The following is a 10,920-nucleotide window of genomic DNA, read 5'->3' as shown; positions in this document are numbered from 1 at the left end:
CTCAGCGCTCGATCCAGGCGTCGCGGAACCCGTCATTCACGCCGATGCCGGTGGTGACGAGGTCGTGCACCGTGCAGCGGGTGATGGTCGGGAATTCGAGTTCGAGCAGCCACGCCACTGGCGCGTCCTCGATCACGGTCTTCTGCACGGCGTCGTAGAGCCGCTGCCTTTCGGCGTCGCTCACCGCGACGGCAGCCTCCGCGAAGCCCTTGTCGACGGCGGGATTGGAATAGCCCTCGACGTTGTTGAACGGGAAACCCTTGGCGATCTGCGACGAGACGTAGTTGCGCGACACGCCGAGCGCCGGGTCGCCGTACTGGTAGACGTAGGTGAAAGCGATGTCGTAGTCCCAGTCCGAGGTCTTCTGGTTCCAACCGGCGACGTCGGTGGCGACGATCTCGGTCTTGATGCCGACATCCTCCAGGTTCTGCTTCACCGCCTCGGCCCAGCGCTGCCAGGTCTCGCCGTAGGGCACCGGCAGCAGGCGCAGCGTCTCGCCCTTGTAGCCGGATTCCTTGAGCAGGGCCTTCGCCTTGGCCGGGTCGTAGGAATACGTGCCGAGGCTGCCGTTGAAGAAGCGCGTCGAGGAGGAGATCGGCCCGATCGCCGGCTTGCCGAGCCCGTTCCAGACCACGTCCCGGGCGAAGTCGCGGTCGATCGCGTAGGAGACCGCCTGCCGGAAGGCCTTGTTGGCGGTCGGCCCCTGGCGGTTGTTGAGCCAGAGCCAGGAATGGGGGCCGAAGAACTCCCAGCCCTTGGCCGTCGCGCAGGCGCCCTTGAGCTTCGAGAGCCGCGGCACGTCGAAGTTCTCGACCGAGCCGCCGGGCAGGATGTCGACCTTGCCGGTCTCGAAGGCCACGGCCCGCGAGGCGGCGTCCGGGATCACGTGCCAGTAGATCTCGTCGAGGTAGGGCCGGCCGGCGACGTGGTAGGTCGGGTTCTTGACGAGGTGGATGTAGGCGCCCTTCTTCCACTCCTTGAACAGGAACGGCCCGGTGCCGATCGGGGTGTTGTTGGCCGGGTTGGTCTTGAAGTCGGTGCTCGCGTAGACGTGCTTGGGAATCATCGGCAGCGAGCCGACCTCGAAGACGCCGAGGAAGGGGCCGAAGGGCTCGGAGAGCGTGAACACCACCGTGTACGGGTCGGGGGCGGTGAGGCTCGCGACCTTCGCCATGTTGCCCTTGGCGCGCGGATGGGTCTGGCGCAGGAACTCCACCGAGAACAGCACGTCCTCGGCGGTGAAGGGCTTGCCGTCGTGCCAGGTGGCGTTCTTGACGAGGTGGAAGGTGTAGGTCTTGCCGTCCGGGCTGACCTCCCAGGATTCGGCGAGGCCGGGCTGGGGCTGCAGTTTCTCGGTGTAGCGCAGCAGGCCCTCGTAGATGTTGCCCGCCACCATCTGGGTCGGGCCGTTCTGGAGCAGGCCGAGCATCAGCCCCGGCGGCTCGGGCTGGATCACCGCGTTGGCGACGCCGCCGGGCTTCGGGGTCTGGGCCAGAACCGTGCCCGAGAGCGTGAGGAGCAGCGCCGTTCCCGCCGCGACAAGCCTGATCATCCGTCCCGTCTCCATGGCGCCGCGTGACATCTCTCTCGCCCCACCCACCCTTTTCCGGGCAAATGCAGCGTCAGCGGAATGCGACCCGGAAACCAGCGCAAGACTCCGCGAAGCGGCTGCTTTCAGCAACGTTGTTGGAATCAGGCGCCGCTTCGCGGCAATTCCTGTGCTGGTTTCCGGATCTCCTTCCGCTGGCGCTTCAGTCGTCCGGAAAAGGGGAGCCGGGCTCCGACACTCTCAGCCGCGGTAATCCGGGTCGCTGCGCTCCAGCATGCGCTTGAACGCCTCCCATTCGACGTCGACGAGGGCGCCCGAGACGATCTTCTCGCTGAAGCTGCCGTACTGCCCGGCGGTCTTGCGCGCGATCGCGGCCGAGGGGCGCACCAGGGGGGCACCCGCGGACTGGATCGCCAGCTGCGCCCGGCAGGAGCGCTCCATGTTGTGCATCAGCCGGAACGCCTCGCCGACCGTGCGGCCGCAGGTCAGGAGGCCGTGATTGCGCAGGATCATCACGAACTTGTCGCCGAGATCGGCCACCAGCCGCTCGCGCTCGTCGAGGTCCAGCGCGATGCCCTCATAGGCGTGGGTGGCGATGCGGTCCGTGAACTGCATCGACCACTGGTTGAGGGGAAGCAGCCCCTCCTCCTGGCAGGACACGGCCACGCCCGCCACCGTGTGGGTGTGGAGCACGCACATCGCGTCCTCGCGCGCCGCGTGGATGGCGCTGTGGATGGTGAAGCCGGCCGGGTTGATGCCCTTGCCGTAGGGGTCGTCGATCACCCGCCCGTCGAGGTCGACGGTCACGAGGTTCGCCGCCGTCACCTCCTCGAAGCGCAGTCCGAAGGGGTTGATCAGGAAGCGGTGCTCCGGCCCCGGCAGGCGGGCCGAGATATGCGTGTAGATGCTGTCGTCGAGGCCGAGGCGGTGGATCAGCCGGTAGGCGGCCGCCAGATCGGTGCGGACGGATTGCTCTTCGGGCGTGCGGGGTGACGGCATTGGTCGGACCCTCCTTCGACGAGACCAGGGCAGAGTGGCGCGGGCGAAACACCAGATCAAGCCGAAACTGTCGACAATCGACGCTTACCGGGTGCACACTCTGCCGCCGGAGGTGTCATGCGCCCGTTGTCTCCCCCCGTCGGCCTGCCGATCCTGTCGGAGAGCGACCTCGTGCGCCAGGTCGCCCGCCGGCTCACCGACGCGATCACGGCCGGCCGGCTCGCGCCGGGCGCCAAGGTGGCGGAGGCGGCGGTGGCCCGCGAACTCGGCATCAGCCGGGCGCCTGTGCGGGAGGCGGCGCGGCTCCTGGAGAGCCAGGGTCTGCTGCGGGCGCATCCCCGGCGCGGCTTCTTCGTGCGCGAGATCGCGGCGGCGGACGTGGACGAGATCTACGACCTGCGCCTGTGCATCGAGCGCCACGCGGCGGTCGAGGCCGCCCGCCGCCTGACGCCGGCGGGCCGCGCCGCCCTGCGCGCCCAGCTCGACGCGCTCTACAGGGCGGCGGAGCGCGATGACCCCGCCGCGATCGTGGCGGCGGATTACGGCTTCCACCGGCTGATCTGCGAGATCGCCGGCAATGGGCGGCTGCTGCGCCTGTTCGACGGGCTCGCCTCGGAGCTGAAGGTGGTGATCGGCCTGATCGGCCACCTCTACGACGATCCCCACGCCATCGCCCGCACCCACGAGCCGGTGCTCGCCGCCATCGAGGCGGGTCATCCCGAGCGCATCGTCGCCCATATCGACCACCATGTCGGGGTGGCGTGGCGCGAGGTCGGCCGGCTCGCCCGCGCCCTCTCGACCAATCCGGAGGCTCCATGAAGGCCGTCTATTCCGAGGACCACCGCGGGCACGACCCGCAATTCTTCCTGGTGCGGGGGCGCGTCACCCGCACCACCGAGCAGCCCGAGCGGGCCGACCGCCTGCGCGCGGGCCTGGCGGCGGGCGGGCACACCCTGGTGGCGCCGCAGGCCCACGGCCACGCAGCGCGGGCGCGGGTGCACGGCCCCGACTACCTCGCCTTCCTGGCGGAGGCCTGGGACGCCTGGGCGGCGCTCGGCGACGCGGCGCCCGAGATGGTGGCGAACATCCACCCGATGCGCGAGCGGGCGACCTATCCGGAGCACATCATCGGGCGCCTCGGCTGGCACACGCTCGACACCGCCTGCCCGATCGGGCCGGGCACCTTCGCGGCGGCCTGCGCGGCGGCGGACGTGGCGGCGAGCGCGGCGCAGCTCATCCTAGACGGGGAGGATTGCGCCTACGCGCTCTGCCGGCCGCCGGGCCACCACGCCTATCGGGATCGGGCGAGCGGGTTCTGCTTCCTCAACAACAGCGCGGTGGCGGCCGCCCACCTGCGCACGCGCTACGAGCGGGTGGCGATCCTCGACGTGGACGTCCACCACGGCAACGGTACGCAGGACATCTTCTACGCCGATCCGAGCGTGCTGACGGTCTCGCTCCACGCCGACCCGGCCCGGTTCTACCCCTTCGTCTGGGGCTACGCGCACGAGCGCGGCGAGGGGCCGGGCCTCGGCGCCAACCGCAACCTGCCGCTGCCCGTCGGCACGGAGGATGACGGCTACCTCGCGGCCCTCGACGAGGCGGCGCGGCTGATCCGGACCTTCGAACCCCAGGCTCTGGTGGTGGCGCTCGGCCTCGACGCCTCGGTGCACGATCCCCTGGCGGGGCTCGCGGTGTCGACGGAGGGATTCGCGCGGATCGGCGCCGCCTTGGCGCGCCTGCGCCTGCCCACCGTGCTGGTGCAGGAGGGCGGCTACCTGTCGGAGCATCTCGGGCCGAACCTCGCGGCGACGCTCGCGGGGTTCGAGGAGGCGCGGTAGGAACGGCGCCGAGACAGATCCCTCCCCTGCTCCCGCAAGCACACATCGTGCGCGGGATCAGAGAATTGTGCCTCGGCAGTCGGTGATCGGCAGCCTCAAGGTTGATCGCGGGATCCCCTCTCCCGTGCGGGAGAGGGGTAGGGGTGAGGGTCCAGGTGGTTCCGCAAGACGTCTGAACCGTCCCGCTGCCAGCACCGAGGTCAGCGATTGATTCTGAATGGTCCGGGACCCTCACGCGGGATCTTCGATCCCCTGCCCCTCTCCCGCACGGGAGAGGGGTTCCCCGCGCCGGACTCACCGAGCGATATGCTCGGATCAATGGGGCTTTTTCGACCGCGGCGTGCACACGATAGCCTCCGTGGGGGAGGGTTCACCGGCGCGTCTCGAACAACCGCCCTCACGCCGCCCGGCGCGTCGAGTCCAGGGTCGCGCGCTCGGCCTCCACCAGCACGTCGAGGGGACGCCAGGGCTTGCGCATGAACACCGCGTGGTCGGGGAGCGGCTGGCGCCTGCCCTCCTCCGCGGTGACCACCACCCGAACGTCCGGCCATTCCCGCTCCACCGTCCGGGCGAGGCTCGCGCCGTCCATCGCGCCTGGCAGCGCCACGTCCGTGAAGACCAGCGCGACCTCGTCGGGATGGGCGCGGATCACGTCCAGCGCATCCTCGGCGGAACCGCAGGCGATCACGTCGAGGTCCGTCTCTTCGAGGATCGCCGCCGCGAAATCGCGCACGGAGGCGTCGTCCTCCACCACCACCGCGATCGGACCGGCGGATGCGAGCTTGCCCATGTGTCCTCCTCAAATCATGCAAGTATGGCGTCGCCGCACCCGGTCCGGCCAAGGTCATCGCAATGGAAGGGGCCGTGGGGATGGCGGGATGGACGTCGGAACCCCGACCCTGTTCAACGGCCGACCCCGCCCAACGATCCCGGCCGGCAGCGCGATCCTTCGTCCCGTCCGGATTGTTGCCGCTTTCCGTTGCAGACTGAGCCGCATTAACGGGCTGTTCACCAGCTCGGCCGGAATGTTACGCTTCCATGAAGGCGTCGCGCGGCGCGGTCGAGGGCCGGGGCGGGACGCCGCAACCCGCGGGTGTCCGGGCGATGTGCCGCTTCCTCGCCTACCATGGCGATCCCGTCTATCTCGACGACCTCGTCTGCACGCCGACCCACTCGCTGATCCACCAATCCCTCCACGCCGCCGAGGCGAAGACCGAGACCAACGGCGACGGCTTCGGCATCGGCTGGTACGGGGAGCGGCCCGAGCCGGGCCTGTTCCGCGACGTGCGCCCGGCCTGGTCGGACGAGAACCTGCGCAGCCTCGCCCGCCAGATCCGCGCCCGCACCTTCCTGGCCCATGTGCGCGCCTCGACCGGCACGGCGACGACCCGGGCGAACTGCCACCCCTTCGCGCATGGTCGGCTGCTGTTCATGCATAACGGCCAGATCGGGGGCTACGCCCGGATCAAGCGGCGGCTGGAGGCGCTGATCCCGGACGCGCTCTACGATTCCCGCGCCGGCTCGACGGATTCCGAGGCGCTGTTCCTGCTCGCGGTGGCGAACGGGCTCGAACAGGACCCGGCCGGCGCCATGGCGCGCACGGTGTCCATGGTTCGCGACCTGATGCGCGCGGCCGGCATCGACGAGCCCCTTCGCCTCACCGCGGTGCTCAGCGACGGCGAGGGCCTGACCGCCTTCCGCTGGGCTTGCGACGGCGCCCCGCCGAGTCTCTACTGGCGCGAGACGGGGAGCGGGGTGCTGGTCGTCTCCGAGCCGATCGACGGGTGCCGGGAGGATTGGCGGGTGGTGCCCAAGGGCGCGACCCTGATCGTCCGCACGGGCCGGCCGCCCCGGATCGAGCAGTCGGCCCGCACGGCCAGCCCGCTGGCCGCCTGAGCCCCATCCTCGACGCGCGGGCGGCCCTCGCCGTTCAGGGCGGCCGCACCGGCGCGATCCCGGGAGGGTGCGGGGGCGATCCGGGCTCCATCCTCGACACCACCGTGGCGGCCGGCAACCGTCGGACCGTCCTGTTCCGGACCACGAGCGCGCGCCTCAGTCGCCGACCTCCTCGCCCTGCAGGGCGAGGCGGCGCAGGTCCCGCAGCGCGCGGGCGAGGTCGCCGAGGGGTGGCGCCGCCAGCGCGAGGCGCACCGCGTTCGGGGCGTGGCCCGTCTTCGCCTCCACCGACCAGGGCATCGACTGGTCGGTGATCAGCGCCGCCACCCTGCTCACGGCGGCGCCGCTGCTGGTCGCGTTCCTGCTGTTCCAGCGGCTCTTCGTGCAATCCTTCATGCGGGCGGGGATCCGGTAGGGGGCGCGGCGGGCCGAACCCGCGCCCGGGCGGCGCGTTGCCGGACGCGACGGACGAGACCGCATGACCGCGACGCAGCGCGACCCCAGCCAGGCGAGGACCGAGCGCGGCCGGAGCGCGGGCGGCGCGCGCGAGGGGACGCACCCGTCCCATCCGGTCACGCCGGACGGCCGCTACCTCGTGGTCCGGGGGCGCCTCTGGCGGAGGGCCGATCCCGCGCTGCCGGAAGAGCGCCGCCGGGCGCTGGTGGGCGACCTCATGGCCGCCCGCCGGACCGTTAAGCAGGCGAAGGCCGCGGCCGACCCCGCCGCCCTGGCCGCGGCCCGCGCCGCCGTCGACCGCGCCAAGCGCGCCCTCGGCGAGCGCGGTCCGCCCTACTGGGAGGACGGCGCGCCGGACCTCAACCGGCGCATGGTCGCCGGCACGCCCTACGCTGCGTGGTACCGGGGGCTCGCGGGCGCGTGAGCGCCCGGCCCGGCCCGGCGAGGCCGCCGCGGCGCGCCGGCCGGGTCGACCCGCTCCCCGAAGGCCCGATCCACTCGGCCAAACGGATTAGGCCGCCGGGCCGGGCCGGGATTCCGAGCGGGCGCGCTCGACCAATATTCTCGCAAACCTCCTTATCTCTTCGTAAGTTCCAGCCATGACCGAAACAGAACGGGACCATTCCGTCGGCGGACTTGGGGGCACCTGCGAGCCTCTGATGCCGGTCACCCTCACTTCTACGATCGATTGCAGCCGGAATGATCAAGTCGAGACCGCGAAGAGGCTGCCGGCTCGGCCAACCTAAGAAATGTTATATCAGTCTCTCAGCGTCAGCCGCCGCTGCCCGCACCGGCCCGAATCCGGCACCGGTGAGTAGATTAACTATTCTTTAACCATAAAAACCCATTTCTGTTGACCGAGCCAGGAAGGGTCTTGGGGGAGAGGTGCGGGTGATGGCCGAAGCGTCTCGGGTTCCGTGGACCGACATTCTCGAGCAGGTCAACGCGAGTATCTCACAGCTCGGTCTCAAGCCCGTGGCCGAGGTCCACGCGCTGAGGCCGTCCCTCGCCGCCCATGCCGGGCGGGACCAGGAGGCCGATCCCCCGTCGGATCGCGCGGACTGGACGGACACGCTCGACATGATCGAGACGCTGGGCGAACTGGCGAGCGAGAAGTCGCATCGCTCGGAAGATCAGACGACGCTGCTCAAGCACTTGGTCGCGGAGCTGCGCCGGGAGGTGGCCCGCCTGACCGAGGACCTGCGCAACGCGGGGCTGCGCGAGCAGGCGATCCAGGGGCAGACCGAGCAGCGCCTGCAGGAGATCCGGGCGCGGGCCGACGCCCGCACGCAGGACATCCGGGCCGAGAGCGAGCAGCGGGTGCAGCGCCTCCAGGCGGAGGCGCGGGCCCAGCTGCAGGCGGCCGAGGAGCGGGCGCGGATCGCCGAGATCCGGGCCGACACCGCCGAGAAGTGGCTCAAGCGCATCCACGGCGCCGCGCAGCGCCAGATCATCGAGCGGCGCAGCGCGCCCTGAGGCGGCGCCATCCGCATCCCGACACCTTTCCGCGAGGACGATCATGCACGCCAATCCGGACACCCACTGGGCCGAGATCGACAAGAAGGTCCAGGAGATCAACAGGCGGATCGTGACCATCCGCGGCGCCCACGCCCTGACGCAGGCCGCGGAAGCGGTGCGCCCCGAGGGCGAGGCGGCCGAGAGCGGCGACTGGACCGACACGCTCGACGCGATCGAGCAGGCCGGCTCGCTCATCGGCGAGCACGCGCTGCTGCGGGAGAAGGAGCGGGTCCAGGGCGACCTGATCAAGGAACTCTCCGACGAGCTCTTCCAGGCCCGGCAGCATGTCGGGAAGGTCGAGGCCCGCAACGCGCAGCTTCAGGAGCGGGTGCGGCTGCTGGAGGCCCGCGAGGCCGAGGTCGAGGCCCGCGCCGCCCTGAAGGTCCGGGCCGCCGAGGCGCGGGCGGAGACGGCCGAGCAGTGGCTGACCCGCATCCGGGCCGCGGCCCAGCGGCTGGCGCCCCGCGGCGAGAGCGAGGCGCCGGCGCCGCGGGCGGTCGCCATGGCGTGACGCGGCGCGCAGACGCCGGGGCGAGGGCGAGGGATGACGCCGATGCGGGGGGATCGGGAAGAGGCGTGGTCCGCGGTCGGTCGGCAGCTCGCGGCGGCGGAACTCCGCCTCGGCACCCCGACCCCGGCGGGTCCCGCGGGATGGGCCGAACGGGCCGGCCTCGGCCGGCTGCCCGGGACCGGGTGGAGCGGGGTGCTCTCGTTCCTGGCCGGCATCGGCGCCGCGGCGCCCGCCGCGCCGCGGCCGAGGCGGGGGCCGCCCTCGCCGGGCGGCGAGGATCTGCGGGAGCGGCTCGGCCGGGCGGAGGCGCGCGCCACCGCCGCCGAGGGCCGCCTGACGGAGATCCGCCAGGACGCGGAGGCCCGCGTCAGGATGGCGGAGGCCCGGGCGGAGGTGGCGGAGGCCCGGGCGGCGGCGGCCGAGCAGTGGCTGCGGCACATCGCGGCGGCGGTCGAGCGGGTCGTGCGGCGCACGGGCCCGCCCGCCCGGACGGCCCGGACGGAGGCGACCGCGCGCGGCGCCTCCGGCGATGACGGATCGGAACAGGCGTGAGGGAGACCGTGTCATGGCCGCTGCTCTGAACACCGCGTGGGCGCCCGTCGCCGCCGAGCCGCAGGAGGCGCGCCGCGCCGTCCCGGCGGAGGCCGAGGCCCCGCTGCCCATGCCCGCCGCGGGCGCCAACACCAACCGCAAGGACGCGGAGGCGCGGGCGGAACTCCAGCTGAACGACCTCGGCTTCAGCATCGTCAGTTCGCTGAAGGCCGCCCGCGAGCTCATCAAGCAGCAGGAGGCCCAGCTCGCCAAGCAGGCGGCCGAGTACGAGGACCGGCTCGGCATCCTCCGCCAGGAGGTTCAGCAGGCGCAGGACCATTTCGAGGGGCGCAACCGCGAGATCGCGACCCGGGCCGAGGCCTACGTCAAGGACATGCAGCAGCGGGCCAGCGCCCAGATCCGGATCGCCGAGGAGAAGCTGCGCAAGGCGGTCGAGCGCGCCGAGGCGGCCGAGGAGTGGCTGCGGCGCGTGCGGGACGAGATCGTCCTGTTCGGACACTAGAGCGTTTGCCGTTCAGTTAGAAATAGCTTGGCTTGCGGCTCAGTCGGCATCGTAGCCCGACGCAGCGATGATGCGGCCGCACTCCCGTGGCTTGAAGCAGCGCAGGATGCGCTGGACGGCCCGATACAGAGCCTCCTCGCTGCGCGCTGCCGCCTTGCGCAGCAGCGCCTTGATCTTGGCAAACACCTGTTCGATCGGGTTGAAGTCTGGCGAGTAGGCGGGGACATACAGGATCCGCGCTCCCACCTCCGCGACTGCCTCGCGCACCCCCTCCACCTTGTGGGCCGACAGGTTGTCGAGGATCACCGTGTCGCCCGGGCGCAGGCTCGGCGCCAACTCCTCCTTCACGTAGGCCAGGAATGCGGCACCGGTCATCGCGCCGCGGCGCAGATGCGGGGCGACCAGCCCATCGCTGCGCAAGCCCAGCACCAGCGTCGTGCTCGCCCAATGCCCGTGCGGGGTCGCCATCCGGCATCGTTCGCCGCAGGGCGCTCGCCCGCGCAAACGCGCCATCTTGGTGTTGACCCCGGTCTCGTCCACGAACACCAGCCGCTCCGGATCCAGGTCGAGCTGGTCCTCAAACCACGCCTCGCGGACTTCCTTCACGTCTGGGAGTTGCTGCTCGGCGGCATGCGCTGTCTTTTTTTATATGTCAGGCCGTGCCGCGTGAGCAGGCGCGCGATCGCGCTGAGCGAGGTCTTGACCCCGCGCCGGGACAGACGACCCTTCAACTCGGCCAGCGTCAGGTCGGGCGTCCGCGCGACCTGGTCGAGCAGAACCGAGGCGTGCTCTTCGAGATCAGCCGAGCGACGGTCCCCGCCCATGGGGGCAGCTGCTAGCGAACCGTCGCAGCTCAACTGGGTGCGCCACCGGCTGGCACTGGCTGGGCTGACGCCGAACCGCTCGGCGACTTGCGAGCAGGACAAGCCCTGCTCCAGAGCAGCAACGACGCGACGACGAAGATCGACGGACAGGGCGGCAGGCACGGTTCCTCCTCGTGCACCTGAGGATTGATCTCCACCAGGTAACATCCACATAGGAGCGGGACCACGTCCAGCCAAGCGAAGCCATTTCTACCTGAACGATAAATGCTCTA

At 71.1% G+C, this 10,920-nt stretch carries 12 protein-coding genes and 1 pseudogene; 9 read left to right on the top strand and 4 right to left on the bottom strand.

Features of this window, described 5'->3' with window-relative positions:
• Position 1 precedes the first annotated feature (1 nt).
• Positions 2-1,552, bottom strand: coding sequence for an ABC transporter substrate-binding protein (locus tag ACW9J6_RS33150; protein ID WP_457120588.1), 1,551 nt, complete (start codon positions 1,550-1,552; stop codon positions 2-4).
• A 237-nt stretch (positions 1,553-1,789) separates the two neighbouring features.
• Entirely contained in the window at positions 1,790-2,548 is a 759-nt protein-coding gene (locus ACW9J6_RS33145) for a class II aldolase/adducin family protein (protein ID WP_457120587.1), read from the bottom strand.
• Positions 2,549-2,665: 117 nt separating this feature from the next.
• On the opposite strand from ACW9J6_RS33145, the gene ACW9J6_RS33140 reads away from it, so the two are divergent.
• The gene (locus ACW9J6_RS33140) at positions 2,666-3,367 is read left to right on the top strand and encodes a GntR family transcriptional regulator (protein WP_457120586.1); all 702 of its coding nucleotides are present in this window, start codon (positions 2,666-2,668) and stop codon (positions 3,365-3,367) included.
• The gene (locus tag ACW9J6_RS33135; protein ID WP_457120585.1) at positions 3,364-4,389 is read left to right on the top strand and encodes a histone deacetylase family protein; all 1,026 of its coding nucleotides are present in this window, start codon (positions 3,364-3,366) and stop codon (positions 4,387-4,389) included. Before ACW9J6_RS33140 ends, ACW9J6_RS33135 begins: the two co-directional genes overlap by 4 nt.
• 397 nt (positions 4,390-4,786) lie before the next feature.
• On the opposite strand, the gene ACW9J6_RS33130 is transcribed toward ACW9J6_RS33135, so the two are convergent.
• The gene (locus tag ACW9J6_RS33130) at positions 4,787-5,179 is read right to left on the bottom strand and encodes a response regulator (protein ID WP_457120584.1); all 393 of its coding nucleotides are present in this window, start codon (positions 5,177-5,179) and stop codon (positions 4,787-4,789) included.
• A gap of 314 nt (positions 5,180-5,493) precedes the next feature.
• Between ACW9J6_RS33130 and ACW9J6_RS33125 the strand changes: the two genes are divergently transcribed.
• From ACW9J6_RS33125 to ACW9J6_RS33095, 7 genes and pseudogenes are all read left to right on the top strand, one after another.
• Positions 5,494-6,285: a class II glutamine amidotransferase gene (locus ACW9J6_RS33125; protein ID WP_457120611.1), complete on the top strand. Its 792-nt coding sequence runs from the start codon at positions 5,494-5,496 to the stop codon at positions 6,283-6,285.
• A gap of 295 nt (positions 6,286-6,580) precedes the next feature.
• A pseudogene (locus ACW9J6_RS33120) lies at positions 6,581-6,700 on the top strand (carbohydrate ABC transporter permease); the annotation flags it as partial.
• Between the two features lie 63 nt (positions 6,701-6,763).
• On the top strand, positions 6,764-7,165 hold the full coding sequence (locus ACW9J6_RS33115; RefSeq protein ID WP_457120583.1) for a hypothetical protein: 402 nt from the start codon (positions 6,764-6,766) through the stop codon (positions 7,163-7,165).
• Positions 7,166-7,635: 470 nt separating this feature from the next.
• Positions 7,636-8,217: a hypothetical protein gene (locus tag ACW9J6_RS33110; RefSeq protein ID WP_457120582.1), complete on the top strand. Its 582-nt coding sequence runs from the start codon at positions 7,636-7,638 to the stop codon at positions 8,215-8,217.
• A 43-nt stretch (positions 8,218-8,260) separates the two neighbouring features.
• On the top strand, positions 8,261-8,770 hold the full coding sequence (locus ACW9J6_RS33105) for a hypothetical protein (RefSeq protein WP_457120581.1): 510 nt from the start codon (positions 8,261-8,263) through the stop codon (positions 8,768-8,770).
• Positions 8,771-8,812: 42 nt separating this feature from the next.
• A complete protein-coding gene (locus ACW9J6_RS33100; RefSeq protein WP_457120580.1) occupies positions 8,813-9,322 on the top strand; it encodes a hypothetical protein in 510 nt (169 codons plus the stop codon).
• 13 nt (positions 9,323-9,335) lie between these two features.
• Entirely contained in the window at positions 9,336-9,824 is a 489-nt protein-coding gene (locus ACW9J6_RS33095) for a hypothetical protein (RefSeq protein ID WP_457120579.1), read from the top strand.
• Positions 9,825-9,863: 39 nt separating this feature from the next.
• Here the strand turns inward: ACW9J6_RS33095 and ACW9J6_RS33090 are convergent.
• Positions 9,864-10,810, bottom strand: a protein-coding gene (locus tag ACW9J6_RS33090; RefSeq protein WP_457116050.1) for an IS630 family transposase whose coding sequence is annotated in 2 segments (ribosomal slippage) — positions 9,864-10,471 and positions 10,471-10,810 — 948 coding nt in all. Because the reading frame shifts where the segments join, the coding sequence is not laid out codon by codon here.
• Between the last annotated feature and the right edge of the window lie 110 nt (positions 10,811-10,920).

It is taken from the genome of Methylobacterium sp. JK268 (genome assembly GCF_054052225.1).
The sequence above is the reverse complement of the archived record's forward strand: the minus strand, read 5'-3'. Positions and strand labels throughout refer to the sequence as shown.